General features: G+C 58.9%; 30 protein-coding genes. 16 read left to right on the top strand and 14 right to left on the bottom strand.

What is annotated here, in order from left to right:
* Positions 1–172 precede the first annotated feature (172 nt).
* The 10 genes from ACTNBZ_RS05240 to trxB form a co-directional block, all read right to left on the bottom strand.
* Positions 173–730 carry a hypothetical protein gene (locus ACTNBZ_RS05240; RefSeq protein WP_441208626.1) on the bottom strand — a complete coding sequence of 186 codons (558 nt, stop codon included), beginning with the start codon at positions 728–730 and terminating at the stop codon, positions 173–175.
* Positions 731–833: 103 nt separating this feature from the next.
* Positions 834–1,859 carry a hypothetical protein gene (locus tag ACTNBZ_RS05235; RefSeq protein WP_441208625.1) on the bottom strand — a complete coding sequence of 342 codons (1,026 nt, stop codon included), beginning with the start codon at positions 1,857–1,859 and terminating at the stop codon, positions 834–836.
* 195 nt (positions 1,860–2,054) lie between these two features.
* Positions 2,055–2,513 carry a hypothetical protein gene (locus ACTNBZ_RS05230; RefSeq protein WP_441208624.1) on the bottom strand — a complete coding sequence of 153 codons (459 nt, stop codon included), beginning with the start codon at positions 2,511–2,513 and terminating at the stop codon, positions 2,055–2,057.
* A 31-nt stretch (positions 2,514–2,544) separates the two neighbouring features.
* Positions 2,545–2,964, bottom strand: a complete 420-nt coding sequence (locus ACTNBZ_RS05225; RefSeq protein WP_441208623.1) for a hypothetical protein — start codon at positions 2,962–2,964, stop codon at positions 2,545–2,547.
* A 161-nt stretch (positions 2,965–3,125) separates the two neighbouring features.
* Positions 3,126–3,584: a helix-turn-helix domain-containing protein gene (locus ACTNBZ_RS05220; RefSeq protein WP_441208622.1), complete on the bottom strand. Its 459-nt coding sequence runs from the start codon at positions 3,582–3,584 to the stop codon at positions 3,126–3,128.
* A 289-nt stretch (positions 3,585–3,873) separates the two neighbouring features.
* Positions 3,874–5,031, bottom strand: coding sequence for a glycine/sarcosine/betaine reductase complex component C subunit alpha (gene grdD / locus ACTNBZ_RS05215; protein WP_441208621.1), 1,158 nt, complete (start codon positions 5,029–5,031; stop codon positions 3,874–3,876).
* Between the two features lie 13 nt (positions 5,032–5,044).
* On the bottom strand, positions 5,045–6,583 hold the full coding sequence (gene grdC, locus ACTNBZ_RS05210) for a glycine/sarcosine/betaine reductase complex component C subunit beta (protein WP_441208620.1): 1,539 nt from the start codon (positions 6,581–6,583) through the stop codon (positions 5,045–5,047).
* 181 nt (positions 6,584–6,764) lie between these two features.
* On the bottom strand, positions 6,765–7,235 hold the full coding sequence (gene grdA / locus ACTNBZ_RS05205) for a glycine/sarcosine/betaine reductase complex selenoprotein A (RefSeq protein ID WP_441208619.1): 471 nt from the start codon (positions 7,233–7,235) through the stop codon (positions 6,765–6,767).
* A gap of 85 nt (positions 7,236–7,320) precedes the next feature.
* Positions 7,321–7,638, bottom strand: coding sequence for a thioredoxin TrxA (trxA, locus tag ACTNBZ_RS05200; RefSeq protein WP_441208618.1), 318 nt, complete (start codon positions 7,636–7,638; stop codon positions 7,321–7,323).
* 68 nt (positions 7,639–7,706) lie between these two features.
* Entirely contained in the window at positions 7,707–8,645 is a 939-nt protein-coding gene (trxB, locus tag ACTNBZ_RS05195) for a thioredoxin-disulfide reductase (protein WP_441208617.1), read from the bottom strand.
* A 411-nt stretch (positions 8,646–9,056) separates the two neighbouring features.
* Here trxB and ACTNBZ_RS05190 point away from each other — a divergent pair, with 411 nt between their 5' ends.
* On the top strand, positions 9,057–9,710 hold the full coding sequence (locus ACTNBZ_RS05190) for a TetR/AcrR family transcriptional regulator (protein ID WP_441208616.1): 654 nt from the start codon (positions 9,057–9,059) through the stop codon (positions 9,708–9,710).
* 196 nt (positions 9,711–9,906) lie between these two features.
* On the top strand, positions 9,907–11,331 hold the full coding sequence (locus ACTNBZ_RS05185; RefSeq protein WP_441208615.1) for a monomeric [FeFe] hydrogenase: 1,425 nt from the start codon (positions 9,907–9,909) through the stop codon (positions 11,329–11,331).
* A gap of 66 nt (positions 11,332–11,397) precedes the next feature.
* On the opposite strand, the gene lepB is transcribed toward ACTNBZ_RS05185, so the two are convergent.
* The 4 genes from lepB to ACTNBZ_RS05165 are packed head-to-tail and all read right to left on the bottom strand — an operon-like array spanning position 11,398 to position 16,091.
* Positions 11,398–11,982 (bottom strand): signal peptidase I, encoded by a 585-nt coding sequence (gene lepB, locus ACTNBZ_RS05180; protein ID WP_441208614.1) that lies wholly within the window; start codon positions 11,980–11,982, stop codon positions 11,398–11,400.
* 19 nt (positions 11,983–12,001) lie between these two features.
* Positions 12,002–14,254 carry an ATP-binding protein gene (locus tag ACTNBZ_RS05175; protein WP_441208613.1) on the bottom strand — a complete coding sequence of 751 codons (2,253 nt, stop codon included), beginning with the start codon at positions 14,252–14,254 and terminating at the stop codon, positions 12,002–12,004.
* On the bottom strand, positions 14,251–15,345 hold the full coding sequence (locus ACTNBZ_RS05170; protein WP_441208612.1) for a metallophosphoesterase family protein: 1,095 nt from the start codon (positions 15,343–15,345) through the stop codon (positions 14,251–14,253). The genes ACTNBZ_RS05175 and ACTNBZ_RS05170 overlap by 4 nt, the downstream gene beginning before the upstream one ends.
* Positions 15,342–16,091, bottom strand: coding sequence for a tRNA 2-thiocytidine biosynthesis TtcA family protein (locus tag ACTNBZ_RS05165; protein ID WP_441208611.1), 750 nt, complete (start codon positions 16,089–16,091; stop codon positions 15,342–15,344). Before ACTNBZ_RS05165 ends, ACTNBZ_RS05170 begins: the two co-directional genes overlap by 4 nt.
* Before the next feature lie 268 nt (positions 16,092–16,359).
* On the opposite strand from ACTNBZ_RS05165, the gene rplM reads away from it, so the two are divergent.
* The 14 genes from rplM to ACTNBZ_RS05095 all read left to right on the top strand — a co-directional run bounded on the left by rplM (position 16,360) and on the right by ACTNBZ_RS05095 (position 26,318).
* Positions 16,360–16,791, top strand: coding sequence for a 50S ribosomal protein L13 (gene rplM, locus ACTNBZ_RS05160; RefSeq protein WP_441208610.1), 432 nt, complete (start codon positions 16,360–16,362; stop codon positions 16,789–16,791).
* Positions 16,792–16,809: 18 nt separating this feature from the next.
* A complete protein-coding gene (gene rpsI, locus ACTNBZ_RS05155) occupies positions 16,810–17,214 on the top strand; it encodes a 30S ribosomal protein S9 (protein ID WP_441208609.1) in 405 nt (134 codons plus the stop codon).
* A gap of 450 nt (positions 17,215–17,664) precedes the next feature.
* The gene (locus tag ACTNBZ_RS05150) at positions 17,665–18,486 is read left to right on the top strand and encodes a ParA family protein (protein WP_002596211.1); all 822 of its coding nucleotides are present in this window, start codon (positions 17,665–17,667) and stop codon (positions 18,484–18,486) included.
* Entirely contained in the window at positions 18,443–19,369 is a 927-nt protein-coding gene (locus ACTNBZ_RS05145) for a ParB/RepB/Spo0J family partition protein (protein WP_441208608.1), read from the top strand. The genes ACTNBZ_RS05150 and ACTNBZ_RS05145 overlap by 44 nt, the downstream gene beginning before the upstream one ends.
* Positions 19,370–19,381: 12 nt before the next feature.
* A complete protein-coding gene (locus ACTNBZ_RS05140) occupies positions 19,382–19,657 on the top strand; it encodes a DUF5720 family protein (protein WP_441208607.1) in 276 nt (91 codons plus the stop codon).
* Positions 19,658–19,690: 33 nt separating this feature from the next.
* A complete protein-coding gene (locus ACTNBZ_RS05135) occupies positions 19,691–19,882 on the top strand; it encodes a hypothetical protein (protein WP_441208606.1) in 192 nt (63 codons plus the stop codon).
* A gap of 69 nt (positions 19,883–19,951) precedes the next feature.
* Positions 19,952–20,845, top strand: a complete 894-nt coding sequence (locus tag ACTNBZ_RS05130; protein ID WP_441208605.1) for a DUF6017 domain-containing protein — start codon at positions 19,952–19,954, stop codon at positions 20,843–20,845.
* Between the two features lie 33 nt (positions 20,846–20,878).
* On the top strand, positions 20,879–21,616 hold the full coding sequence (locus tag ACTNBZ_RS05125) for a BRO family protein (RefSeq protein WP_002596216.1): 738 nt from the start codon (positions 20,879–20,881) through the stop codon (positions 21,614–21,616).
* A gap of 24 nt (positions 21,617–21,640) precedes the next feature.
* Complete coding sequence (locus ACTNBZ_RS05120; RefSeq protein WP_441208604.1) at positions 21,641–21,952, top strand: DUF5720 family protein; 312 nt, start codon at positions 21,641–21,643, stop codon at positions 21,950–21,952.
* Between the two features lie 101 nt (positions 21,953–22,053).
* On the top strand, positions 22,054–22,554 hold the full coding sequence (locus tag ACTNBZ_RS05115; protein WP_002596218.1) for a PcfB family protein: 501 nt from the start codon (positions 22,054–22,056) through the stop codon (positions 22,552–22,554).
* The gene (locus ACTNBZ_RS05110) at positions 22,551–24,380 is read left to right on the top strand and encodes a VirD4-like conjugal transfer protein, CD1115 family (protein ID WP_441208603.1); all 1,830 of its coding nucleotides are present in this window, start codon (positions 22,551–22,553) and stop codon (positions 24,378–24,380) included. Before ACTNBZ_RS05115 ends, ACTNBZ_RS05110 begins: the two co-directional genes overlap by 4 nt.
* A 218-nt stretch (positions 24,381–24,598) precedes the next feature.
* Positions 24,599–24,817, top strand: a complete 219-nt coding sequence (locus ACTNBZ_RS05105; RefSeq protein ID WP_441208602.1) for a Maff2 family mobile element protein — start codon at positions 24,599–24,601, stop codon at positions 24,815–24,817.
* A gap of 83 nt (positions 24,818–24,900) precedes the next feature.
* Positions 24,901–25,770 (top strand): VirB6/TrbL-like conjugal transfer protein, CD1112 family, encoded by an 870-nt coding sequence (locus ACTNBZ_RS05100; protein WP_441208601.1) that lies wholly within the window; start codon positions 24,901–24,903, stop codon positions 25,768–25,770.
* Between the two features lie 11 nt (positions 25,771–25,781).
* Positions 25,782–26,318, top strand: coding sequence for an MT-A70 family methyltransferase (locus ACTNBZ_RS05095; RefSeq protein WP_441208600.1), 537 nt, complete (start codon positions 25,782–25,784; stop codon positions 26,316–26,318).
* The last annotated feature ends 7 nt before the right edge of the window (positions 26,319–26,325 follow it).

Raw genomic sequence — 26,325 nt, 5'->3', positions numbered from 1 at the left:
CAGTTTCTTAAATTCTGGCATATATCGTTTGTTTGGGATCCCTTTTGGCATAGTAAACACCCCACTTGTTAGATAGTATATCATACTGTCTAACAAATGGGGTGCAGTTCAGGTGTGCGGGGAGCGTTTTTCCTGAAAGGGGCAGGTTGGCCGCCTAACCCGGGGCACGCCCTCAGTCAGCCGCTTTTACCGGCGTTACCGTATAGTATTTTTCCTGCCCGTCATAGGCCAGCATGATCTTCACAGGAGCGGTCATGGCTTCTTCATAGCCCGGCTCGTTCAGCGTTTCTGAGGCAACGCTTTTTTCCATCACGGACTCAATTCCCTCCGAGTCCTCCGGCATGTCCCCCGCGTACCCCTTTGCCATCCCCATATATTTTAGACTGGGGGAGGAGCTTCGCTCCAATATCCAGTCATTCAGGATCAGGGTACAGTAGACGCCGTCGGCCGTTATCCCTTCCTTTGGGAATACGCGCAGCGTCCACCGGATGGGCTGCCACATTCTCCCCTGTGCTGTGACCGGCGGCTTCGCGTCATCGTAGGTAAAGGATATATCGAATATCCCGTCTGTTTCGGCGGGAGGCGCTCCGGAAAACATGGCTTCCTCAGGGATGGTCATTCCGGTGGTTTCATCCACCGTCCGTCCCGCTATAGGGGAAAGCGCAAGCCATATCGCGGCGGTGGCCAGCGCCGCCGCCAAAATCAGACCCGCGATCTTCTTCGTTTCCATTTTCGCGCTTCCTCGCTTTCTCACATTGGCCCTAATCGTTCACAAGTCCTGATACTTCAATAGTACCGGAGGAATTGTTCCGGACTGTCTGCCGCTGGCGGCCTTATCCCTCCAGCGCCGCCACCGCGTTCAGCAGCTTCCGGCCCTCGGTCACCCGCTCCCGGATACGGGGCAGCTCCCGCTCCAGATCCTCCACACAGCGGTCCCGGCGCTCCTGCCAGGTGCCCGCCTCGTACTCTCCCGCCGGCGCGGACAGCTGGTCCTCCGGGAGCAGGAGGGACGCGTTCCAATCGTTGATGATATCCCAGGCCATCATGCGCACGCTACTCATTCCCTCTTTCAGGGGGATCAGCGCGTGGGTAAGGCCGGCCAGCTTCTCTAGCTCCATTTTGATCCCGGTGATCTTCTGGCGCAGGGTATCGTCATTCAGCGCCACGGCCGCTTTCAGCTCCGCCGCCTGGCCGGCCATGCCGTCCAGCAGAACCTCGCAGCGGTCAAAATACGCCCGGGCCTCCTGGATCTCCGCCGCCGTGGGAGGAGCGTACAGGTAGAGCTGTCCGCCCTCTTCCTCACCGGCATACCACAGCACCCGCTTGCCGCTCAGCTCCCCGATGTTCCGCAGGGGCAGATAGACGCACTCCCGGAACAGCATGGGATACACGGTCTCCCCCGCCGCATTCCGGAACTGCTGCTCCTCCCCGTTCAGGGTCACCTTGATGTCGGGCCGCAGCTCCACATCCACGCCCTGTTCCAAGTCCTTCTGGAACTGGGCCAGATCCTCCGCGGTGGAGGGGTTCTTTGCCACGTCGGCCAGGGTGGGGTAGGACGCCTCCCGCACTCCGCTGGTCAGGTGGACCGTCATGGCCGCCTGGTCCCACTCCACGTCGCCGCCCAGCCATGCGCCTACCGTCCGCAGAGGGATATACATGGTGTTGTTCCAGGCGATGGGGATGCGCTCCTTGCCATTGCCGTCAAAAAACGCCCCGTACACGTCCTCCACCCGGGTATAGTGGTTCCACAACGCACCGTGGACCGTCTGCTTCTCCGCCGCCCGGGCCCCGCCCCACAGCGGCAGAACCATGGCCGCCGCCAGACAGCAGGCCGTGAGTTTCTTCATGCTCTGTTTCATGTCTCATCGCTCCTTTTCCCGTTTTTTATATTCTGCACGAACGCCCCCGGGGGACAGCCCCCGGGGGTTCCGTGCTTTATTGCCGGTATATCTTAATACTCGTAGGGAGAAACGTTGACTGTGCAGGAGTCCGCCCTCACACAGCCGCCCTCTCTCTTGATATAGAAAATAGAGAGAACTCATCCCGCTGTTTTTTTAGAACGTGATCCGTTCATAAGTAGCGTTGGAGCCCTTGGCCGGGGCGTCCAGGGAACTCACCACGAAATAGTAGCTCTGACCGATCTCCAGATCGGAGATCGAAACGCCGACGCCCACGTCCAGCGTGTTATAGCTGGATACCAGCGAGCCCCCGTCAGCGATTGTGCCCTGATAGAGCTGGACGTTATACGTACTGGCGGTGGCGGCGGTGGTGATGGTGAAGGACACGTGGGAAGCATCCGCCACAAACTGGGCGCAGGGATTACCGGTCTTGCCGGCAACGGTCTTGGGGAGCAGAACACGGCCGGTAACGGTGGAGAGGGGCACAATTGCCGCTCTCTCCTGCACCGTCATAATATGGACCTCTTTCAGCTCCTGCGCCGCAAAGGCCGGGACAGAGGCGGCCATCATCATACACCCAGCCAAAATCAGGCTTGCAATTTTCTTCATTTTCATCTTTACTCTCCCTTTCTTTTTCACGTTGGTTTTAATAGTCCACATACCCGGTTGCCTTAATGGAGTAGCCAGAATTGTTACGAATCCCTAACCTATAGTTTCCAGCTTCCTTGACCTGTATCGATACATCGATGACACCTCCGGTTATATTTACATAATGAAACATTCCGTCAGAGTCTATCAACCCGACATCGACACTTGCAGTACTTGGTGAATAGGCCGCATTCACCGTAACAATATCCCCCGCTTTCAGCGGAAGCGTAATAGAACCAGTCCCTACTTTCTTTGCGGAAATTGTCATATTGAACTCATTTGTTGCCCGTTCCACTATGACAATCTCGGCCCAACCTTGGTCGGCTTCTAGCGCCTCAGCAGCCTGTGCGCCCCCGCAGAGTCCATTTAATAAAACCATGCCAAGCAGCACTGCACAGGTCGTTCTTTTAACGCGCATCAACCTCACCTCCTTCCTTTGCATTTTAAGTAAACGTTAATCAACTGACTACATACCGTTCTAATTCCTTTCCGGCAAAGTACATTTATACGCTCTTCCAAACGTCAAATATGTTTTCGCCACTTTGCCTTCATCAGCAAATCAGCGTTTACTTCTTTGGTTTAATCTTCTCTCCAGTACATAGGAAATTCTTCTTCATCTTCGGGCACTATTTTTTCTATCGGGAGATCTTCTATTTGAAACTCTCCCGGGTCGCCTCTTCCAGTCCCGAAAATACTGCCGATCAGCATCCCGATCAAAATGCCCACAACAAGCACCGCGGCTATGACCGCTATGGCGGCGGCCCAGCGCTTTTTATGGAAGGGCTTTCCGTTCCTCTCCGCCGGGTCCTTCCGTTGTTCCGCCCACCAGTCCTCCAGCGAACGCCCATCGTCCAGCAGGGTGTCCATGGGGACGCCGTACAGCTGGCTGAGCCGTTTCAGGTTTTCGGTGGTGGGCCTGGTCTCTCCCATCTCCCATTTGGAGACGGCCTGGCGGGAGACATCCAGCGTCTCCGCCAGTTCCATCTGGGACAGGCCCTTTTTCTGCCGCAGGCAGGTCAGCTTTTTCTCCAGCTTCATATTCTATTCACTCCTAATCTATATCGGGGCCGGCCAAAAGTAAACCACATCCGGTTTACATGGTGTCAATCCGCGGTTGCATCCCATGCCGCAGGCTGTTTCCATGGGGGGCAACCGCTGGTTGCCCCCCATAAATGGTCTTTATTCTTTTCTTTATTATACCATTTGCACAAAAACAGTCAACACAGCACCGCCTCCCCTCTCCGGCAGTCCGGGGAGGGGAGGCGGCAGACAAAAAAGGCCCGCAGGCGATCGCCTGCGGGCCTTCTTACTTCATATGACGTTTTGATCAGGACACGAATCCGCCGGCCTTGAGGATCTCCAGGGCGCGGGCCTTGTTGTCCTCGGACACGCGGACGATGGGGCCGGTGCAGCCCATGCCGTCCTCGGCGTAGATTTTCTCCTTCCAGAGGGCCTTGACGGCGTCCTCCAGGTCCATGACCTCGATGCCGGGGATCTGGGCGGTGACGATCTCCTTGGGAGGAGCCACCACGTCCTCGGCAGGGGCGGCGGCCTTGTTGGCAGCGGCCTTGCGCTCGGAGAGCAGCTTCTCCAGGCCGGCCTTCTCGGCGGCGGCGAACTCGGCGGCGGCCACCTCAAAGACCTTGCCGCGGACCAGCTGGGCGGCATAGTTGATGGCGCCGGCGATGACGGGGGCGCCGGAGGCACGGGAAATGATCATGACCAGGCGGTCATAGCCCTTGCCGATGCCGGGGCCGTAGCCGTAGCCGACGGCCTCATAGCTGCCGCCGGTGCAGGCGGAGGAAAGCATCTTGGACAGGATGTTGCCGGTGAGGGAGTCGGTGACCATCACGTCGGCGGAGCCCATAAGCACGTCGTTGCCGCGCATGACGCAGCCGCCGTCGGCACGGGCGGACTCGGCGAAGGTGATGGGATAGCCGTTCTCCTTCAGGGTCTTGAGCGCGCCCTCGGTCTGGCGGGCGCCGTCCACGTTCAGGATACCCACGGTGGGGTCGGCCACGCCGCAGGCCTTGGCGGCGATGATGCCGTAGATGGCATTCTTGATCATGCCCTCGATCCGGTCGGTGGAGGAGGTGCCGGTGGTGTTGGCGATGAACATCTCATGGCCCTTGCCGGGGGTGACGGCGCGGCCCACGGTGGACACGCCGATGGGGAACGGATAGTGCATGGTGACAGCGCCGTCCACAGCGCCGGTCTCCAGCAGCTCTTCCATCTTCTTGTGGGCCTCGTCCTCGTCGGCCACGGCCACGGTGGTAACCTCGGGATGGGTGATGGTGCCGATGAAATACACGTCGGCGCCGGCGCGGGCAGCCTTGACGGCGCCCTCCATCACGGTCTCCTCGCCGTGCTCACTGCCCATGGCGGTGACGGCGATCTTGGGCTTGGCGCCGAACGTGCCGGTCTCCAGGCCCTCAGCGATGGCCAGGAAGGTATCGGCAATCAGCTTCTTGGTCTTGTCAGCCATTGTGTCCCCCTCCTTACTCGCCGTCCGCGGCCAGGGTGGCGGCGAACTGACGGAAGGACTCGGCAATGAGCTTCTTGACCTTCTCGGTGGAGACGCCGCCCTCGTCCACTTCGCCGCTGTTCTTGCGGATGACGAAGGACACGCCGTCAAACAGGTTGGTCATGCGGCCCAGGAACAGGGAGCCCTTGCCGATGATCATGGCGGTGTTCAGCTCACCGGCGAGCATCTCGTCACGGGCAGGGCCGATGAAGGGCACGCCGGAGGGGATGTGGCCCTGAGTGGGAGCCCAGCCCACCAGACCGTGCTTGGTCAGGAACTCGGGCATGGCCTTCTTGTCCAGGTCGCCGTTCTTGACGGCCATGGCGGCGATCATCTTGTAGTTGGCCAGGGGCACGTCACCGGCGCCGGCGGGCTTGGTGATGTCGGGGTTCTGCATCTCGGGAGAGTACTTGTCGATGTCGGTGATCTTCAGACCGGCGCGGGCCAGAGGATCGGCCACCAGGGAGCCGATAACGGCCTGAGGAGCGGAGCCGGTGCCCACGGTGTGGCGGCCCAGGATGGACAGGTCGATCTCGGGGTTGACGCCGTCGTTCTGGCTGATGACCACGGCGAAGCCGCCCAGCAGATCCTCCAGAGCGGGCAGGCCCTTCTTCACGTGGTCCTTGCCGTTCATGCCCAGCTTGGCGGTGCAGCCGCCGGCGGTGACGACGACGGTCTTGTAGGTGCCGGCGGACACCAGGGAGGCGGCCTCCACGATGGCGTGGGCGGGGCCGGCGCAGAAGCCGCGGGTGTCGGAGCCGGTGGCGTTGGCCAGGCCGGCGATCTCAGCGGCCGCCTTGGCGAAGTTGCCGCCGCCGCGCTGGTTCACGTCGCCGCAGGCCTCCTCGCAGCAGTCGATGACGTACTCGACCTCGCCCTTGTCGATGCCGGCGTTCTTCACGGCGTGCAGCAGGGCCAGGACGCTGGAGGACTTGGACACCAGGTTCTCGTGCATCACGTGGGCGGACAGGTTCACGTCAATGTCGTGGGCGCGCTTGACGCAGCCCACCAGCTTGTCGTTGTGATAGAGGCCCTCGGCGTGCTCCTCGTTCACCAGATGCTCGATCTCGGAGAACTCCACACCATCCACGATGCGGCCGGTCATCTCAGCGTCAAACAGGGGATGATCCACCACGGCCTGCTTGTGCTCGGCCACGAAGGACTTCTCCAGCTTGACCACGTCGAAGCAGTCGCAGATCTGCATCAGCAGCAGGAACTCGGCCTGGGGCATGATCTCGCCGTACTTGCCGTAACGGTCGGTGACGTCGCACTTCAGGTCCACCCAGGTGGAACCCTGCTCCGCCAGCTGGGCGGGAGTCTTGTTGCCGATATAGGTCTGGTTGGGCCAGTAAGCCAGCACGTCCTGGTAGCTGCGCAGGTGGCTGGGCAGTTCCTTGAGGTACTCGCTGTCGGGGTTGACCACCCGCTCGGTGGTCTGGGTGGAGCCATTGTGGATGACCATGTCGGGAGTGTGCACCAGGATGTAGCCGGTACCCTTGACAACACTGTTCATTCTAAATAACCGCCTTTCCATTCATTGGTTATCGTTTTCTTCTATATTTCCGTTTGCACGGTTTCGCTTGTTTCAATAATGTTTTGGAATAAGAGGACCTCTGGGAGATGGGGAAAAGTCCACAAAAGTGGTGACGGAACGCGCCGCGTCCCAGCCACCACTTTTGTGTTAAGCATCGCAATTAGTACTTGCAGTACTGCTCACGGATAGAGGTCATCTCACCGATGATCTCGTCCACGTCCAGCACCATTTCCATCATGCTGACCTGCTCGTCGTATACGGCGGGATCAACTTCATTCTTGATCTCGGGCTCGCACACATGATAAACCTTGAGTCCCAACGAGACTCCAGTCAACGGACCGGCGAAAGTGGGGTCACCTGCGGTGACGGTCTCAGCCGCCAAACCGGAGGCCTCCGCCTCGGAAGCGCCCAGAATAACGATCACGTTCTCAGGGCCGAATTCCTCAGCAAAGTCCTTGACCCGCTTCTGGTTCTCCAGATCCATTGCACCAGCGCTGGTTCACACAAAGCACTCGGTGGAGCTGAACACAACTTCAGCACCAGCGGTCTTCACGCACTCAGCGATAGCAGGACCGGGGATACCGTCACGGTCGCCGATGATGATGGCCTTCTTGCCTTCCAGCATTCCCATGGTGTTTCTCTCCTTCCTTTTAAGATTTATATAGTAGAACGGTGGTTCCGTTTACTAACAAGCGGTGTGGGAAACCTTATTCAGTTTAGATGTTGGCTTCCACCATGGCCTTGACGGCCTCGGGAGTGGCGTCGTCCTTCACGCAGGAGGCGATCTGAACGCCGTTCTCGTAGATGGCGATCACGGGCAGGCCCAGGACCTTCTGAGCGATGGCCAGGCGGCGGGCCTTGGTGGTGTTCAGGGCGCAGAACTTGATCTTGTCGCCGTACTGATCGGCCAGAGCATGGACGTGGGGCATCAGCGCCTGGCAGGGCACGCAGCCGTCGCCGTAGAAGTCAACGAGGACCTTGCCCTCAGCCTTCAGCACTTCAGCCTCAAAGGTTTCCTTGGTTAATTCTAACATGATTGTGTTCCCCTTTCAATATAATTGTCGCCTTTTATTCAAAAATTCAATAAAGCGGCAGGACGTTCTTACTCGTTGATATACTTCTCAGCCTGCATGGCGGCGATGGCGCCGTCAGCGGCGGCGGTGACCACCTGGCGCAGGCTCTTGACACGGATATCGCCGGCGGCAAAGACGCCGGGGATATTGGTGTGCATGTCGGCGTCGGTCTTGATATAGCCGCGCTCCATGTCCAGCATGCCCTCAAACAGCTTGGAGTTGGGGTTGTAGCCGATGAAGCCAAACAGACCGAACAGGCCGTCGTCGGGATCGGCCTCAATGACGGTCTCCTCACCGGTCTTGACGTTCTTCACGGTCATCTTGTTGAGCAGCTCGTCATCACTGTCCACCTTGGTGACCACGGTGTCCCACATGAAGTGCAGCTTGGGATTGGCAAAGGCCTTCTCCTGGATGCTCTTGGCGGCGCGCAGCTCGTCGCGGCGGTGGATGATGGTGACCTTGCGGGCGAACTTGGTCAGGTACATGGCCTCTTCCACGGCGGAGTCGCCGCCGCCCACCACATAGACCTCGAAATCCTCGAAGAAGGAGGCGTCGCAGGTGGCGCAGAAGGAGATGCCCTTGCCCATGAACTTGGCCTCGTTCTCACAGCCGATGGGCTTGGGGAAGGCGCCGGTGGCCACGATGACGGCCTTGGCCTTGTACTCGTTCTTGGCGCTCTTGAGGACCTTCACGTCGCCGTCCAGCTCCACGCTGATGATGGTGTCGCTGGCGCGCTCAGCGCCGAACTTCTTGGCCTGCTCGGTCATACGGGCGATGAGGCTGGGGCCGCTCTCGCCCTCCACCTGCTGGCCGGGGTAGTTCTCGATCTCGTCGGTGATGGCGATCTGGCCGCCATCCTTGCCCTTTTCGATGATGAGGGTGCTCAGACGGCTGCGGCCGGCGTACAGGCCGGCGGCCAGGCCGGCAGGGCCGGCGCCCAGGATGATTACGTCATAGATCTTGTCCATTTTGATTCGTACCTCCTATCAAATTTCTTCTTATCTCATGCCGCGGGCAGGTATGTGGGAGGCGGACATGACATTCTTTATAAAAGCAGTCAAATTGCCTGAAAAGAATTTTCCCCCGCCACACGCCTTTATTGAAACGCTCTATCTTTCGTGGTGATTCTATAATGCTTTCGTCGGAAAGTCAAGAGGATTTTTGAGTCAGAAGCTGGAAAAACAAGCCTCAAATCACGGTTATTAAAAAGAAAAATGAATAATCATCTTGATTATATTTGATTGGGAAGGTATAATGAGTTTGAAAATATTTTGGAGCTCTTTTATAGACTTATTAGTTCAATTTTTGTTCGTGCTGCATAATGTGCGCTCTGCCGCATCATTGTCCGCCAACCATGGATTTTCAGAGGAGGAATCGCTATGTCCAGGCCCCCTTACCGTGCCGAGCAGCGCAACCAGATCTTTGCCTGCTTTATCAACGCCGCCAGTGAAATTATGGAAAACGAGGGAATGGAAGCTCTGACGCTCCGCCGCGTGGCCAAGAAAGCGGGCTACAACAGTGCCACGCTCTATAACTACTTTAAAGACCTGGACCACCTGGTGGTATATGCCTCCATGAAGTACTTTGAGGATTATAACCGGAATCTGGCCCGCTATCTGGCCGACGAGACCGATGACTTTCAGCGTTTCCTGTTCATGTGGCGCTTTTTCTGTGCCTCCGCCTTCCGTCATCCTCACGCCTATTATAACCTTTTTTACGGAAAGTACAGCGGCGAGCTCACCGAGATCATTCAGGAATACTATGAAGTCTTTCCCGAGGAGCTGGGCGAACTGGACGACAGCGTGCTGGAGATGCTGACCTGCGGCTCCCTGGTGGAGCGGAACTGGGGCGCGCTGCGTCCCGTTCTGGCCAAAGGAAACTATACCGCTGAGGAGCGGGCCTACATCAACGAGATCATTCTCTACTGTTTCAAGGAGCTGCTGACACAGAAGATCCAGTATGGCCACGCCCTGGATAACCAGACCCTGATTGAGCGGCAGCTGAGCTACATCCATCTTCTGCTTAAAATGTAAACTATCCGTTTTAGACGCAAAAGTACATATTTTGTTTCAAATTCATATGAATACTCTCAGGTTTACTGGTGCTTTACCCCTCATTTTGTTGTAAATCAGGCGTTATATCCATTGACATGCCCGTAGTGTATAAGGTAGAATATCCTTGTTAAAGAAATAACGATCTTCCATTTCAAATTGAGAGAGAGGTTTCGCTATGCGGGTTTTTGAAACTAACGTACAGCAGCTCAAGGACAGCGTTCTGCGGGAGGTGGCCGCTCTGGCCTGGGAGGACCGTCTGGCCGCCGGCATCCTGGATATCCCTGAGAAGATCATTCCCGGTCCCAAGGCCACCATGCGCTGCTGTATCTACAAGGAGCGGGCTGTGGTCTCCAGCCGGGTCAAGATGGCCATGGGCGGCGACCACACCAATCCCTGCGTGGTGGAGGTCATGAGCGTGGCCTGCGACGAATGCCCTGTCACCCAGATGACGGTGGGCCCCGCCTGCCGCGGCTGCATCGCCACCCGCTGCGTCCACACCTGTCCCAAGGACGCCATCCACGTGGTGAACCACCGGGCTGAGATCGACCATTCCAAGTGCATTCTGTGCGGCAAGTGCCTCAACGCCTGCCCCTACGGCGCCATCATCAAGAACCTGCGGCCCTGTGAGCGGGGCTGCAAGGTGGGCGCCATCTCCATGGGCGAGGACAGGAAGGCCAGTATCGACTACAGCAAGTGCATCTCCTGCGGCACCTGTACTTACCAGTGTCCCTTCGGCGCCATCATGGATAAGTCCTATATCGTGGATGCCATTGAGACTCTGCGCGGCGCCCAGAAATGGGGCTACCACGTCTACGCCGTCCTGGCTCCTGCCATCATGGGCCAGATCGCTCCCGCCACTCTGGGCCAGCTGGTCACCGGACTCAGGCAGGTGGGCTTCCACGCCGTGCGGGAGGTGGCCCTGGGCGCCGACATGACCGCCCAGGCCGAGGCCGGCGAGCTGCTGGAGAAGAAGGTCCTCACCACCTCCTGCTGCCCCGCTTTCGTGGACTATGTGGAAAAGAATTTCCCCCAGATCGCCGACCGCGTCTCCCACACTCCTTCTCCCATGGTGATGATTGGCAGGCACATCAAACAGCAGGACCCCAAGGCCAAGGTCATCTTCATCGGGCCCTGCGTGGCCAAGAAGAAGGAGTTCCAGCTGGGCAAGACCATGGGCGCCATCGACTGCGTTCTCACCTTTGAGGAGCTCTATCCCCTGCTGGAATCCAGGGGCATCGACATCACCACCCTGGAGGAGGCCCCGCTGGACGAGGCCAGCGGCTATGGCCGCGCCTTTGCCAGCAGCGGCGGCGTGGCCGCCGCCGTGGCCCAGGCCCTGAAGGAGCTGGGCGTCAAGCCGGAGGATTTTCAGCTCAACGCCGCCGCCTGCAGCGGCATCGACGCCTGCAAGGCCGCTCTGTTCAAGATGTCCAAGGGCATCGGCGATGTGAACCTCATTGAAGGTATGGCCTGCGAAGGCGGCTGTGTCCAGGGTGCCGGCATCCTGGTCCGCAGCCCCAAGAACCAGGCGGAGGTGGCCAAACACGTAAAAGAGGCCGGCGATAAGTCCATTGCCGCCGCGGTGGAGGCGGCCGAATAAAAATCCCGCTGCATGGATCAAAAAGCCCTGATGGGATATCCCATCAGGGCTTTTTCGCACTTATCGCTATGAAACAGGGCCGAAGTCCCGGGCGGGCAGCAGCACCAGCAGCGCCCGGCCCAGCACACACCGCCGGTCCACCACGCCCAGCCGTTCATCCCGGCTGTCGGAGGAGTGGTTGCGGTTGTCCCCCATGACAAAGATATGCCCCTCAGGCACAGTCACCGAAGTGATGGACTCATTGGGATCGGCAGGCCGCTCCATAGGCTCGTTGAGGTAGGGCTCGTCCAGTACCGTGCCGTCCACCGTCACGGTGCCGGCGTCGTAGTCAATATCCACTGTCTGTCCCTCTATGGCGATGACCCGCTTGACGATGGGCCCCGTTACCCTGCCGAAGGGCTTGGTCAGCACCACCACATCCCCCTGTTTGGGGGTATACCCCAGGCTTTGAAGGAGCAGCATGTCCCCGTCCCGCAGGGTGGGGACCATGGAGCTGCCCTCCACCCCCACCACTCTCCCCACCAGGGAGAAGGTAAGGATGAGCAGCACCAGGGCCATCACCAGCGCCTGGAGCCAGAAGTACAGGTCCAGCTTCAGCGCCTCCCCGTCCCCCAGCTTTTCCTCCTGCTCCGGTGCTTTTGCTTCCTCCATGCCGGTCCTCCTCTCCGCCTTATCCATCCAGCAGGACCTGCCGGACCGAGGTGTCCTCCGACAGATATTCGCCCTCCCGGCCATGGCAGGTGAAGAGCAGGATCTGCCGCCGCTGCGCCAGCTCCCGCAGGGTATCCAGAGCCAGGGCCATCCGCCGGTCGTCAAAATTGGCCAGGGCGTCGTCCAGCACCAGAGGGGCCGGCTCCGCACCGGGCATGGCCAGCTCGCAGATGGCCAGCCGCACCGCCAGATAGAGCTGGTCGGCAGTGCCCTGGGACAGGGTGAGCACCCGCCGGGGCAGCATGGCCCCCTTCTCCTCGGCCAGGGCCTCAAACTCCCTGGTCAGGGTGACCTTGTCGTATTTTCCGCCGGTGAGCCGCTCCATCAGCTCTCCCGCCCGCCGGTTCAGGCCGGGGGCAAACCGCTCCTGCAGCGCCCGGTTGGCCCGGTCCAGTCCTTCCAGCGCCAGAGAAATGGCGTCGTACTCCCGCCGCCGCTCCTCCAGCTCCTCCCGGGCTTCCTCCCGGCGCTCCCGGGCCTGAGCCGGGTCCCCCAGGGTCTTCAGTTCTCCCCGGGCCATGGCCTGTACGCTGGCAAGGCGGGTGATCTCCCCCTCCACGGCGGACAGGCGGGCAGCGGTATAAGCCGCGTCGTACCGGGGGGTGACCCGGGGCGCCTCGCCCCGCTCCTGGGGCCGGGGCAGCCGGCTGGCCAGTTTTTCCGCTCCCTCCCGCCGGATGACCGCCTGCTCCAGCTTCTCCCGGAACAGCAGTGCTCTGGACAGGGCGGCCGACACCGTGGCCCCGTCCCGGACATCGGGGGCAAAGCTGCGCACCTGGGCCAGGACACGGCCCTTCCGCCGCTCCCGCTCGGCGATGAACTTGGCCTGCTCGTCCTCGGCCCGGGCCAGCTTTTCCCTGGCCTCAGCCGCCCGGTCCCACCGGGCGGCGTACTCCTCCGCCCGGCGCAGGATGTCCTCCGGTCCGGCGGCGCCATAGCGGCTGAGAATGCTTCGGCGCTCCTCATCCAGCCGCTTCCTCCGGACGCGCTCCCGCAGCGCCGTGACGGTCACGGCAGCCACAACAAGAGCGCCGCCCGCCGCCGCGCACACCGCCCGGTACTCCGGCAGCAGCACTGCGCCGGCGATCATCAGTGCAAGTCCGGCCGCCAAAAGCGCCCCGCCGGGGATCAGAGTGCCGGCAGGCAGCTTTTCCCGCAGGGCCTGCTTCTGCCTGAGTTCCTCCACAGCCTGCTCCGCACTTCTGCGGGCCTCCTCGGGTTCCATATCGGAAAAACAGGAGTCCACAGCAGCCTCAGCAGCCTGGGAAGCCTGGGCCCTGGCGGCCTCCCGCCGCTCCTCAGCCTCCCGCACGTCCCGGTCCAGGGCACGGATATCGCTCAGCTCCTCCTGGGCACGGCGCAGGGTCTCCCGGTCGGGTGTCTCGCCGTGGCGGCCCAGTTCGGCGCGGATGGCCTCCTCCTGGGCTCTGGCCTGGGCCAGTTCGCCCTGAGCCTGCTCCCAGGCCGCCCGGCGGCTCTCCTCGGCGGCATACCGGTGGGCGTCCAGCTCCTGCCTGAGGAGGGCCTGCTCCCGTCCCAGCTCCTCCAGGGCCCGGGCGCTCTCCTCGGCGCTGCGATGGGCCCGCTCCTGCCGGGCCAGGTCGCTGTTTAACGCTTCGATTTCCTCCTCCAGCCTGGGGATGAGGCCGGTCTTATTGTGTCTGCGGCGGTTGAGCCACTCCCGCAGACGTCGCTCCACCTGGGAGCTGGATACGTCCTCTTCTCCGGAGGAGACCAGCGCGGAGATCCGCTTTTCCAGCGCCGGGGCGCCGTCCACCGCCGCGGCCCCCTGTCCCACGAAGGTGGAGCGCTCAAAGACCTCCCGGGGGGCGCCCAGCAGCACCTCGCCCGCGTTCTCTCCGGTGAGCGCCGGGACGGGTTCCCCGGTGAGGGCGTCCACCGCCTCGAATTTTCCAAAGGGCACCGTCCGGTTCTGGCTGCGGCGGAGGACGATCTCCCGCCCCTGCCACTCCAGCTCCATCCGGCCCTCCATGGCCGCGCCGCTCCAGGGCTGGTAGCGGTTCTTCTCCGCGATGAAGCCCTGCTTATCCCGCTCTTTGGTGGGAATGCCGTAGAACATGGCCCGCAGGAAGGCCGACCACGTGGATTTGCCCCCCTCGTTGGGGGCCTGGATAATATTGAGCCCCTCCCCCAGCTCCAGAGTCTCATTGTGGAGCTTACCGAAGGTAGCCGTCATCTTTTTGATCTTCATCGCGGGTCCTCCCGATTCTCCAGCGCCGCCAGCCCAAAGCGGACGGCCAGCTCCACCGCCGCGCGGGCCTCGTCATCGGCGGCTTCCTCCAGGCGGCGGCGCATCTCCCGCAGGAACAGGCCGGTCAGGGTGTCCTCCTCCGCCCGGTCCCACAGGTCCCGCCGCACACGGGTCTCATCCCGCACCGACACGCTGTAATAGCGGGGGGCGGCCATGGCCTCCAAAGCCTTCAGGTCCAGAGGCTCCATCCCCCGTTCCCCGGTGAGCAGGATGCGGCACAGGTCGCCGCTCTCCCCCTCCGGCAGGGCCCGGGCCAGTGCATCTGCCGGGTCCTGCCCGGTGACGTCCACCTCCCGGATCAGATACCGCCTGCCGCACAGGGGCACGAAGGTCAGCTCCGCGCTCCCCCGGTCCACTGTGCCGCACAGCACACCCTTGTCCCCCAGCTCGTCAAAGCCCCGGCCCTCGGGGCAGCCGGGATAGGCCCATACGGTGCTCCCCGCCCGTTCCGGACCGGTCAGGGCGTGGATGTGGCCAAGGGCCAGGTAGTCCAGGCCGCTGGCGCGGATATCCTCCTCCGGGATGGGGCCGTACCGGCTCTCGGCCGCCGTCTCGCCGTGGAACACACCGATGTGGATCTTCCCGTCCGCCGGGGCGGAAAAGCCCTCCAGCACCCGGTCCTCCCGGAAGGGAGCGGTAAACGCCCCTCCGTGGACCACACAGGAAAGCTCCGGCACTTCCACCGCCTCCGGGTCAGCGCCCCGGAAGATATGTACGTTCTGCGGCCAGCCGCTCCCGGCGTAGGGAGAGCGCTCGGACCAGAAGTCGTGGTTGCCCGGGGCGATGAACACCCGGCCCCGGATGCGGCCCAGGGCCTGCTCCAGGGCCTCCAGCGTCTCCTTATATACCTCCGCCCCGTCAAACAGGTCGCCGGACAGGAGCACCAGGTCGGCCTCCTGCCGGTTAGCCAGATCGGCCAGGCGGAAAAGCAGCTCCCGCTGCTCGGCCCGGCGCCGGGCGGCGTGCTCCGGCGGCAGGGCGCGGAAGGGGGCGTCCAGATGGAAGTCCGCCCCATGGATCATACGTATCATGCCTCATCCTCCTCCAGCGGCGGCATCCGGCGCCGCTCTACCGGGCCCCACTCGGGCAGCGGCAGGCGCTGCATGGCCCCGAACACCCGGGTCTTGAGCTGTGGGTACCGCTTGCCCAGCTCGGCCACCAGCTCCTTGACCTCCTGCCGGCGGGTATACCCGTCGGCGGGGCAGGGATTGTGCAGCACCGGCAGTTCCTCCCGCTCCGCCACGTTGCGGATGTGGCCCTCCCCGCAGTAGAGGAGGGGCCGGATCTGAGTCACTCCGGTCCGGTCCAGAAAGGTCACCGGCTGGAAGCAGGAGAGCCGCCCCTCATAGAAAAGGGAGAGGAAGAAGGTCTCCACCGCGTCGTCAAAATGGTGCCCCAGGGCGATCTTGTGGATATCCCGCTCCAGCATGGCGTTGTGCAGCGCACCCCGCCGCATCTTGGCGCACATGGAGCAGGGATTCTTCTCCTTGCGGACGTCGAAGATAATGTGGGCGATCTCGGTGCCTATCACGGTATAGGGCACACCGATCTTCCGGCAATAGGCCTCCACCGGGGCAAAATCCATGCCGGTGCCCATATCCAGAGTGATGGCCTCCACCGTGAAGGGCTGGGGATAGAACTCCCGCAGCTTTGCCAGGGCGGCCAGCAGCACCAGGGAGTCCTTTCCTCCCGACACCCCCACCGCCAAGCGGTCGCCGCTGTGTATCATGTCATAGTCCTCCACGCAGCGGCGGACATAGGATAATATCTTGTCCATGGGACGCCTCCCCATCCAAACACAAACTTTTCACGCGTTTTAATTTGAAAATCGAAATGGAGTATTCAAGAGATTGAGCGAGCTTTCAGGCGAATTCAAGAGCTTTTTACTTTATAAATAAAAATGTTGCAAAAACGCCTTGACACCGCTGAAACGGTGTAATATAATGCAACATGCTCCGCCCGTAGGTTCTATTCTACACGCGGGGCACCTGTTCTGTAAAGCCAAAATTCAGCATAGATTTTGAAAAGCAATTGGAGGTTTCACCATGTCCACTTTTATGGCTAACAAGGGCAATATCGTCCGCAAGTGGTATATCCTCGATGCGGCCGGCAAGCCCCTGGGCAAGACCGCCGCTGCCGCCGCCACCCTGCTGCGGGGCAAGCACAAGCCCGAGTACACTCCCCATGCCGACTGCGGCGATTTCGTGGTCATCATCAACGCCGAGAAGGCCGTTCTCACCGGCAAGAAGCTGGAGCAGAAGTACTATCGCACCCACTCCGGCTACCCCGGCGGCCTGAAGGAGACCAAGTACCGCCTGCTGATGCAGGACAAGCCCGAGCTGGCCATGAAGCTGGCTGTCCGCGGCATGATGCCCCGCAACATCGTGACCAAGGACTCTCTGACCCGCCTGCACATCTACCGCGGCGCGGAGCACCAGCAGACCGCTCAGAAGCCCGAGCCCTGGGCTTTCAACTAAGCAGGAGGTAAAGAAGACATGTATAAGAGCAAGAAGCCTTATGTTTACGGCACCGGCCGCCGCAAGTCCTCCGTGGCCCGTGTTCATCTGTTCCCCAACGGCACCGGCTCCATCACCATCAACGGTCGCGACATCGACGAGTACTTCGGCCTGGAGACCCTGAAGCTGCTGGTCCGTCAGCCCCTGGTCACCACTGACACCCTGGGCAAGGTGGACATCGTTGCCACCGTCACCGGCGGCGGCGTCACCGGCCAGGCCGGCGCCATCCGTCACGGTGTGGCCCGCGCCCTGCTGAACGTGGATCCCGAGTTCCGCGCCGCCCTCAAGAGCGCCGGCTTCCTCACCCGCGATCCTCGCATGAAGGAGCGCAAGAAGTACGGCCTCAAGGCTGCCCGTCGCGCTCCCCAGTTCAGCAAGCGCTAAACTTTATCAAAACGCTTCAAAAAGCCCGGAAAATCAAGGTTTTCCGGGCTTTTCCTTTTGATGTGGTTTGATGAGGTTTGATATAACAAGACCCATTTTCATCCAATTTTTAGTGGTTACCAAGTGGATAACCGGCAAAAAAGAGGGTAAAAAGAGGGCCAAGTGGTTACCAAATAGGATAACCGAAAACCGTTTTTTGCCCCTCGGAGAGGTACTTTTTCTGCTCCTTCATCGGCCATTTTCATCTGATTGGTTTGAGATAATCTGACCTAATTTGAATACAACAGAATAAATCTCATCGCCAAGCGCTCAGTATTTTTACTGGGCGCTTTTTGCGTTTCCGGGGCATTTCATTCCGGAATCAGAAAAGGCCGTCACTTTTAATTTTTGAAGTGGCGGCTTTTTCTATTTCCAGAAGCTATAGAACAATTCAGAAATGAGGTGAAGTCATTGAACACGCAAATCATCGCCATCGCCAATCAAAAGGGCGGTGTTGGAAAGACAACCACCTGCGCGAACTTGGGGATCGGGCTGGCGCAGGCCGGGAAGAAGGTGCTGCTGATCGACGGGGACCCGCAAGGCAGCCTGACCATCAGCTTGGGCCACCCCCAGCCGGACAAGCTGCCCTTTACCCTGTCCGACGCGATGGGCCGTATCCTGATGGACGAGCCGCTGCGCCCTGGCGAGGGTATCCTGCACCACCCGGAGGGCGTTGACCTGATGCCCGCAGACATCCAGCTCTCCGGCATGGAGGTCTCCCTGGTGAACGCCATGAGCCGTGAGACTATCCTGCGGCAGTATCTGGACACGCTCAAGGGACAGTATTCCCACATCTTGATTGACTGCCAGCCCTCCCTGGGTATGCTCACGGTCAACGCGCTGGCAGCCGCCAACAGGGTCATAATCCCCGTTCAGGCAGAGTATCTGCCCGTCAAGGGCCTGGAACAGCTGCTCCAGACCGTAAACAAGGCGAAGCGGCAAATTAACCCCAAGCTCCAGATCGACGGCATATTGCTGACGATGGTGGACAACCGCACCAACTTTGCCAAGGAGATCGCCGCCCTGCTGCGGGAGACCTACGGCAGCAAAATCAAGGTGTTCGGCACCGAGATTCCCCATTCCGTCCGGGCAAAGGAAATCAGCGCCGAGGGCAAGAGCATTTTTGCCCACGACCCCAATGGCAAGGTGGCCGAGGGGTACAAAAATCTGACCAAGGAGGTGATGAAACTTGAAAAGCAGCGCGAAAAAAGTAGAGCTGGCTCCATACGATGACTTGTTTTCCACCGAGGAAAGCCGCCAGGATGCAAAGCTGGAGAAAGTACGGGAAATCCCGCTGTCTGAACTGCATCCTTTCAAGAACCACCCCTTCAAAGTCAAGGATGACGAAGCCATGATGGAGACCGCCGACAGTGTTCGGCAGTACGGTGTTCTGGTTCCGGCGATTGCCCGCCCGGACCCGGAGGGCGGCTATGAGCTGGTGGCCGGTCACAGGCGACACCGGGCCAGTGAGCTGGCCGAGAAAGAAACCATGCCGGTCATTGTCCGGGACCTGGACGATGATGCCGCCACCATCATCATGGTGGACAGCAACTTGCAGCGGGAAAGTTTGCTTCCCAGCGAGAGAGCCTTTGCCTACAAGATGAAGCTGGAGGCCGTCAAGCACCAAGGGGCCAGAACAGATTTAACTTCGGCCCAAGTTGGGCCGAAGTTGACTGCGGCAGAAAAAATCGCTGAGAACAGCCCGGATAGCAAGTCGCAGATCAAGCGGTACATCCGTCTGACAGAGCTGATTCCCGAATTGCTGGATATGGTGGATGAGAAGAAAATTGCGCTCAACCCGGCTTATGAGCTGTCCTTTTTGAAAAAAGAGGAACAGCGGGACTTGCTGGATGCGATGGACAGCGAACAGGCCACCCCCTCTCTCTCCCAAGCCCAGCGGCTCAAGAAATACAGCCAGGAGGGGCATCTGACCCTCGATATGATGCGCGTCATCATGGGTGAGGAAAAGAAAAGCGATTTGGACCGGGTGACTTTCACCTCCGACACCCTGCGAAAGTATTTCCCCAAGAGCTACACGCCCCAGCGTATGCAGGAAACCATCATCAAGTTGCTGGAAGCGTGGCAGAAAAAGCGCCAGAGAGACCAGGAACGATGAAAGGAGCCGCCTATGAGGGATATTTCAGCCCGTGAGCTGAAGGGACACAACATTCTCGCCGTGGAGCGTTTTCAGGACAACACCCGCTGGATGATCGAGTTTTCCATCCTGCGTCCCTGCTCCTACGGCAGCCCCGGCGATGAAATGCGGCTGTTTCTCACGGAGGACGGGTATCAGGCCGCCCTCGTGAGCCAGAAGCGCCGGAAAATCAAAATCAAGCGGTATGCCCGCGTGATCGAGGGTCATGTCCTCGACTTCAAGCCGGACAAGCGCCGCCGCCACCCGTAAACCAGCCATTACCACGAAAGGAAAGGAATGAATATGTGTACTGTCCAGAGCATCAAGGATGCTATCCGGGAAAACTGCCAGTCCCAATATGACATGGAATCCACCGACATTGACCGAGTTTTGCAGACCCTCCCGTTTTCGGGGCATGAATCGTTGTTTGCCCAGTTGCCGCTGCCCAAGCGCCTCTACCGGACCTGGCAGAACACGAAAATCAAGAACAGCTGAACGCCACAGTCTTTTTCACGAGAGATTGTGGCTTTTTTCATACCCTGAGAACAGAAAGGAGTGAAGTCAATGGCGGTCTTTCGGATTGAAAGAACCCGCGACTATACGGTAATGAGCAATCATCACCTGCGGAACCATGAATTGTCGCTGAAGGCAAAGGGACTGCTTTCCATGATGCTGTCCCTGCCGGATGACTGGAACTATACCACCCGTGGCCTTGCGAAAATCTGCAAGGAGGGTGTGGACGCCATCGGCGGTGCGCTGCGGGAGCTGGAAACTGCCGGTTACATCGTGCGCCACCAGCTGCGGGACCGGCAGGGCCGAATCAGCGACACCGAGTATGTCATCTATGAGCAGCCCCAGCCCCGACAGCCGGAAACGCCCCAGCCGGATACGGCTGCACCAGATACGGATTCACCAGATACGGAAAACCCGTATCTGGATAAACCGGATACGGAAAAGCCCGCAGAATTAAATATAGAGAAATCAAATACCCAAAAATCAATTACTCATGGATCAAGTACCGATTCCATTCCCTTCCGGGAGCCAGCGGCAGCACAGCTGCCGGAACGGAAAGGAAGGGATGCGATGTCGCTCACAGAGATGGAAAGTTATCGGGATTTGATTCTGGAGAACATCGAGTATGACCACCTGTGCCGGGAGTTTATCACCTACCGGGAGGACCTGGACGAGATTGTGGAGCTGATGGTGGAGACCGTCTGCGCCAAGCGGAAAACCACCCGGATCGCTGGCAGCGACTTCCCTCATGAGGTGGTCCGCTCCCGTTTTTTGAAGCTGGATTGCTCCCACATCGAGTTTGTCATGGAATGTCTGCGGAACAATACCACCGAAATCCGCAACATGAAGCAGTACCTGCTGACCGTGTTGTTCAACGCTCCCACAACCGTGAGCAATTACTACACAGCTCAGGTCAATCACGATATGCACGCAGGCGGCTGGTGAGGCCGCCTTTTCTTATGCCAAAGGAGGCACGACATGAATCAGATGGAAATTTTCAAAAACCCGGAGTTCGGCTCTGTCCGGGTCATTGAGGAAAACGGCAAGTATCTGTTCTGCGGAACGGATGTGGCGAGGGCTTTGGGGTATGCGATACCCACCAAAGCGGTAAACACTCACTGCAAAGGGGTTTCCAAAATGGAAGCCCCTACAAATGGCGGTATCCAAAAGCTCTTGTTTATTCCCGAAGGCGATGTCTACCGCCTCATCGTCCACAGCAAGCTGCCCTCTGCGGAACGGTTTGAACGCTGGGTGTTCGACGAGGTGCTGCCCACCATCCGCAAGCACGGAGCCTACATGACCAAGGAAAAACTGTGGGAAGTGGCTACCTCCCCGGAGGCGCTGCTGAAGCTCTGTTCCGAACTGCTGGCTGAGCGGGAAGAAAATGCGGCGCTGCGTGAGGAAAAGGCCCTGCTGGAAAGCAAGGCCGCCTTTTATGACCTGTTCATCGACCTCAATCACAGCACCAACCTCCGCACCACCGCCAAAGAGCTGGTTGTGCCGGAGCGCCGGTTTGTCCGGTTTCTGCTGGAACAGCGGTTTGTCTACCGCACGGCATCCGGGAATGTACTGCCTTATGCGAAGCCCTCCAACGACGGTCTGTTCTGTGTGAAGGATTACTACAACCATGGACACTTTGGCTCTTATACGCTGGTGACGCCCCAAGGCAAGCTGTATTTTGCCGAGCTGCGGGATTTGATTCTGATGGTTGTGTAAGAGCAAGCGAAAGGAGGCTTTTCAATGTCGGAAAGGAAAACCATGGGGCAGCTGATGGAGGAAATGCGCCTTAAGGCTGGGGCGCAGAACTATCACGGCCATGAGTACATGGATTTGGAGCGGTTTGCCGAGGATACCCGGCACATGATTATCTTCGATGTGCTGACCGACGATTCTCCGGTGGGCTGGAAAGGGGAACGGACCCGCCTGTTTCTGACGGAGGCCGGATACCAGAAAAGCCTGGAGAACCAGGAAAAGGGCCATATCAAGATTCTCAGCCATGCCAAGGTGCGCCAGGGCCATCTGTACTATGACCGCTCCGACCAGCTGCGCTAAAAGGAGTCTGCCATGATGAAATATCTGCTGCGGCGGCTGGTGGTCCCGCCTTAGTATTCAAGTGCCACCCCTGCAAAATCCGTGGAAAGGAGGCGAGAAAAATGCAGGAGGAAGTGGAAAACAGGACTTTGACGCTGGTAGTCAGCGGAACAAAGTTCACCGGGCGGCTGCTGAAAGCCGCCATCACCAAGTACCTTGCCCACCGCAAGGAAAAGAAGCTGCAAAAGCAGAAAAGCCGGGATGCGCCTGTAATTCCCCACGGCAAGCAGACGGTAAAGCAGCTGATTGGCCAGAACCAGGGCGTTTCCAACATCGAGATCACCGACCCCTCCATCAAGGAGTTTGAAAAGATCGCCCGGAAATACGGTGTGGACTATGCAGTGAAGAAGGACCGCAGCAGCTCCCCGCCCAAATACCTGATCTTTTTCAAGGGCCGGGATGCGGATGCCCTGACTGCTGCCTTTACCGAGTACACCAGCAAAAAAGTCAGAAAGGCGGAGAAATCCGAGCGTCCGTCCGTGCTGGCAAAATTGAGCCAGTTCAAAGAGCTGGTAAAGCACGCCGTCTTGGATCGGAACAAGCGGAAGGAGCTGGAACGATGAAAAAGCAGCTTGACATCAAGAAGCTCCTTTTGCTGAACCTGCCCTATCTCCTGATGGGGCTGTTCGCCACCAACTTCGGTGAAGGATGGCGGATAGCAGTGGGTGCGGATGCTTCGGCAAAAATGCTCTCGTTCTTCTCCACGCTGCCGGTGGCGCTGGCCAGCTGGTGGCCCAGCCTGCACCCTCTGGACCTGCTGGTGGGGTTGTGCTGCGGCGCTGGCCTGCGGCTTGCGGTCTATCTCAAGAGCAAGAACGCCAAGAAGTACCGGCACGGCATGGAGTACGGGTCCGCCCGATGGGGAACCCATGAGGACATCGCGCCTTACATCGACCCGGTGTTTCAGAATAATGTGATTCTGACGAAAACTGAGAGCCTGACCATGAACAGCCGCCCCAAGGACCCCAAGACTGCCAGAAACAAAAATGTTCTGGTAATCGGCGGCTCCGGCTCCGGTAAGACCCGGTTTTGGCTGAAACCCAACCTGATGCAGATGCACAGCTCCTATGTGGTGACAGACCCAAAAGGAACCATCCTGGTGGAGTGCGGCAAGATGCTCCAGCGCGGGACGCCCAAGCTGGGCAAGGACGGCAAGCCCATGAAGGATAAGTGCGGCAAGGTCATCTATGAGCCTTACCGGATCAAGGTCCTCAATACCATCAACTTCAAGAAGTCCATGCACTATAACCCCTTTGCCTACATCCACTCGGAAAAGGACATCTTGAAGCTGGTCACGACGCTGATCGCCAACACCAAGGGCGAGGGCAAGGCCGGGGACGATTTCTGGGTCAAAGCCGAGACACTTTTGTACTGCGCCCTCATCGGGTATATCCACTACGAGGCCCCGGTGGAGGAACAGAATTTCTCCACCCTCATCGAGATGATAAACAGCATGGAAGTTCGGGAGGACGACGAGGAGTTCAAAAACGCTGTTGATCTGATGTTTGAAGCGCTGGAGGCAGAGAAGCCCAACCACTTCGCGGTCCGCCAGTACAAGAAGTACAAGCTGGCCGCCGGTAAGACCGCCAAGAGTATCTTGATTTCCTGCGGTGCGCGCCTTGCCGTGTTCGATATTGCGGAGCTGCGGGAGGTCACTTCCTATGACGAGCTGGAGCTGGACACCCTGGGAGACCGGCGAACCGCTCTGTTTCTCATTATGAGCGACACGGACGATAGCTTTAACTTTTTGATCTCCATGTGCTATACCCAGCTTTTCAATCTGCTCTGCGAAAAAGCGGACGATGTGTACGGAGGGCGGCTGCCAGTCCATGTGCGCTGCCTCATTGACGAGTGCGCCAACATCGGCCAGATTCCCCGGCTGGAAAAGCTGGTTGCCACCATCCGCAGCCGTGAGATATCCGCCTGCCTGGTATTGCAGGCACAATCCCAGCTCAAAGCTATTTACAAGGACAACGCCGACACCATCATCGGCAACATGGATACCTCTATCTTCCTGGGCGGCAAGGAGCCGACTACCCTCAAGGAGCTGGCTGCTGTGCTGGGCAAGGAGACCATCGACACCTACAACACCGGCGAGAACCGTGGGCGGGAAACATCCCATTCCCTCAACTATCAGAAACTCGGCAAAGAGCTTATGAGCCAGGATGAACTGGCCGTCATGGACGGCGGCAAGTGCATCCTCCAGCTGCGTGGTGTGCGGCCTTTCCTCTCGGACAAGTACGACATCACCAAGCACCCCAATTACCCATACACCGCCGACGCGGACCCCAAGAACGCCTTTGACATCGAGGCGTTCCTGTCCACACGGCTCAAACTCAAGCCCAACGAGGTCTACGATGTGTACGAAGTAGACGCAGAGGGCGCGTAAATCTGTTCCGCTGTGAAAGGAGTGATCTTATCTACCCGCCTCAACCGCCCCGGATGGGGCCATTGGCGTACAAAGCGGACAATCACCAAAAAATAATGAAAAAAGGAGGACAGCCGGAATCAGCCCCCGGAAACCGGGCGGCAGATTGCTCCGGCTTTTGTATGCCTATGAACCATGACTAATCAACCTTTTCAAATGATTCCGGCTAACTATAATTTATGGCATTTTTCAATCAGGCTATCACCGTTCTTCAGACCCTCGTTATCGCCCTCGGCGCTGGTCTCGGCATCTGGGGCGTCATCAACCTGCTGGAAGGTTATGGCAATGACAACCCCGGCGCGAAGTCCCAGGGCATGAAACAGCTCATGGCTGGCGCTGGCGTGGCCGTGGTCGGCGTGGTCCTCGTGCCCCTGCTCTCCGGCCTGTTCACCGTCTGATCGCTCCCGTCGTTAAGCTGTCATAAGAAATCCTTGCCGCCCCTGCCCCCAAGCGGGGGCGGCTGAAAGGAGGTTGACACCGTATGGATTTCTTACTCGATGCCCTTACTGACTGGCTCAAGGAAATGTTGGTAGGTGGCATTATGAGCAACTTATCGGGGATGTTCGACAGCGTGAACCAGCAGGTCGCAGACATTGCGACGCAGGTGGGCCAGACCCCCCAGGGCTGGAACGGAAGCATTTTCAACATGATCCAGAACCTCTCCAACTCCATCATGGTGCCGATTGCTGGCGTGATCCTGGCTATCGTGATGACGCTGGAGCTGATTCAGATGATTACCGATAGAAACAACCTGCATGATGTGGACACCTGGATGATCTTCAAGTGGGTGTTCAAATCTGCCGCCGCCATTATCATTGTCTCCAACACATGGGACATCGTGATGGGCGTATTTGACGCCGCCCAAAGCGTGGTGGCGCAGGCGGCGGGTATCATCGGTTCCGACGCTTCCATCGACATCTCCTCTGTCCTGACCGATATGGAATCCCGGCTGATGGATATGGACCTGGGGCCGTTGTTCGGCCTGTGGTTCCAGTCGCTCTTTATCGGCATTACCATGTGGGCGCTTTACATTTGCATTTTTATCGTGATCTATGGCCGTATGATTGAGATTTACCTTGTGACCTCGGTGGCCCCCATCCCTATGGCCACTATGATGGGCAAAGAATGGGGCGGCATGGGGCAGAACTATCTGCGCTCGTTGATTGCTCTGGGCTTCCAGGCATTTCTCATTATTGTCTGTGTGGCGATCTACGCCGTGCTGGTGCAGAGTATCGCCACCGAATCCGACATCATTATGGCCATCTGGAGCTGTGTGGGCTATACGGTCCTGTTGTGCTTTACCCTCTTTAAGACCGGAAGCCTTGTAAAGTCCGTGTTCAATGCACACTAAGGAGGGTCTGTATGGGGAAATATCAAATCATTTATGCAGATCCTCCCTGGAGCTACCGGAGCGGCAAAGTAAGCGGGGCAGCCCAAAACCATTACCCAACCATGCCGGATGAACAGCTGTACCAGCTTCCGGTATCTACGCTGGCAGCCGATACAAGTGTTTTGTTTCTGTGGTGTACCTTTCCCAAACTGCCCGAAGCGCTGAAACTCATTACGGCGTGGGGATTCACTTTCAAAACCTTTGCGTTTGTCTGGCTCAAGCAGAATAAATCCGGCAGCGGTTTCTTCTTGGGCCTTGGCTGGTGGACGCGAAGCAACGCTGAGATTTGTCTGCTGGCTGTGAAAGGAAAACCCAAGAGAAAGAGCGCCAGCGTCCGGCAGCTGGTTTTTGCACCTGTTGAGCAGCACAGCAAGAAACCCGACATTGTTAGGGATCACATTGTGGAACTCATGGGTGATTTGCCGCGCATTGAGCTGTTTGCCCGTCAAACCGCACCGGGATGGGATGCGTGGGGCAACGAAGTAGACAGCTCGATTTCATTTCCATAAAGAAGGA

It is taken from the genome of Pseudoflavonifractor sp. HCP28S3_F10, assembly GCF_052065415.1.
Lineage (GTDB): Bacteria > Bacillota > Clostridia > Oscillospirales > Oscillospiraceae > Pseudoflavonifractor_A.
The sequence above is the reverse complement of the archived record's forward strand: the minus strand, read 5'-3'. Positions and strand labels throughout refer to the sequence as shown.

Coding starts and splice junctions, on each gene's coding strand:
- ACTNBZ_RS05235 (WP_441208625.1), bottom strand. CDS start 1,859: ATGAAACAGAGCATGAAGAAACTCACGGCCTGCTGTCTGGCGGCGGCC.
- grdC (WP_441208620.1), bottom strand. CDS start 6,583: ATGAACAGTGTTGTCAAGGGTACCGGCTACATCCTGGTGCACACTCCC.
- rplM (WP_441208610.1), top strand. CDS start 16,360: ATGTCCACTTTTATGGCTAACAAGGGCAATATCGTCCGCAAGTGGTAT.
- ACTNBZ_RS05125 (WP_002596216.1), top strand. CDS start 20,879: ATGAATCAGATGGAAATTTTCAAAAACCCGGAGTTCGGCTCTGTCCGG.
- ACTNBZ_RS05185 (WP_441208615.1), top strand. CDS start 9,907: ATGCGGGTTTTTGAAACTAACGTACAGCAGCTCAAGGACAGCGTTCTG.
- ACTNBZ_RS05165 (WP_441208611.1), bottom strand. CDS start 16,091: ATGGACAAGATATTATCCTATGTCCGCCGCTGCGTGGAGGACTATGAC.
- ACTNBZ_RS05140 (WP_441208607.1), top strand. CDS start 19,382: ATGAGGGATATTTCAGCCCGTGAGCTGAAGGGACACAACATTCTCGCC.
- ACTNBZ_RS05120 (WP_441208604.1), top strand. CDS start 21,641: ATGTCGGAAAGGAAAACCATGGGGCAGCTGATGGAGGAAATGCGCCTT.
- ACTNBZ_RS05135 (WP_441208606.1), top strand. CDS start 19,691: ATGTGTACTGTCCAGAGCATCAAGGATGCTATCCGGGAAAACTGCCAG.
- ACTNBZ_RS05100 (WP_441208601.1), top strand. CDS start 24,901: ATGGATTTCTTACTCGATGCCCTTACTGACTGGCTCAAGGAAATGTTG.
- ACTNBZ_RS05225 (WP_441208623.1), bottom strand. CDS start 2,964: ATGCGCGTTAAAAGAACGACCTGTGCAGTGCTGCTTGGCATGGTTTTA.
- ACTNBZ_RS05115 (WP_002596218.1), top strand. CDS start 22,054: ATGCAGGAGGAAGTGGAAAACAGGACTTTGACGCTGGTAGTCAGCGGA.
- ACTNBZ_RS05190 (WP_441208616.1), top strand. CDS start 9,057: ATGTCCAGGCCCCCTTACCGTGCCGAGCAGCGCAACCAGATCTTTGCC.
- ACTNBZ_RS05130 (WP_441208605.1), top strand. CDS start 19,952: ATGGCGGTCTTTCGGATTGAAAGAACCCGCGACTATACGGTAATGAGC.
- ACTNBZ_RS05220 (WP_441208622.1), bottom strand. CDS start 3,584: ATGAAGCTGGAGAAAAAGCTGACCTGCCTGCGGCAGAAAAAGGGCCTG.
- ACTNBZ_RS05230 (WP_441208624.1), bottom strand. CDS start 2,513: ATGAAAATGAAGAAAATTGCAAGCCTGATTTTGGCTGGGTGTATGATG.
- ACTNBZ_RS05170 (WP_441208612.1), bottom strand. CDS start 15,345: ATGATACGTATGATCCATGGGGCGGACTTCCATCTGGACGCCCCCTTC.
- ACTNBZ_RS05175 (WP_441208613.1), bottom strand. CDS start 14,254: ATGAAGATCAAAAAGATGACGGCTACCTTCGGTAAGCTCCACAATGAG.
- grdD (WP_441208621.1), bottom strand. CDS start 5,031: ATGGCTGACAAGACCAAGAAGCTGATTGCCGATACCTTCCTGGCCATC.
- ACTNBZ_RS05105 (WP_441208602.1), top strand. CDS start 24,599: ATGGCATTTTTCAATCAGGCTATCACCGTTCTTCAGACCCTCGTTATC.
- trxA (WP_441208618.1), bottom strand. CDS start 7,638: ATGTTAGAATTAACCAAGGAAACCTTTGAGGCTGAAGTGCTGAAGGCT.
- trxB (WP_441208617.1), bottom strand. CDS start 8,645: ATGGACAAGATCTATGACGTAATCATCCTGGGCGCCGGCCCTGCCGGC.
- ACTNBZ_RS05240 (WP_441208626.1), bottom strand. CDS start 730: ATGGAAACGAAGAAGATCGCGGGTCTGATTTTGGCGGCGGCGCTGGCC.
- lepB (WP_441208614.1), bottom strand. CDS start 11,982: ATGGAGGAAGCAAAAGCACCGGAGCAGGAGGAAAAGCTGGGGGACGGG.
- ACTNBZ_RS05110 (WP_441208603.1), top strand. CDS start 22,551: ATGAAAAAGCAGCTTGACATCAAGAAGCTCCTTTTGCTGAACCTGCCC.
- ACTNBZ_RS05095 (WP_441208600.1), top strand. CDS start 25,782: ATGGGGAAATATCAAATCATTTATGCAGATCCTCCCTGGAGCTACCGG.
- rpsI (WP_441208609.1), top strand. CDS start 16,810: ATGTATAAGAGCAAGAAGCCTTATGTTTACGGCACCGGCCGCCGCAAG.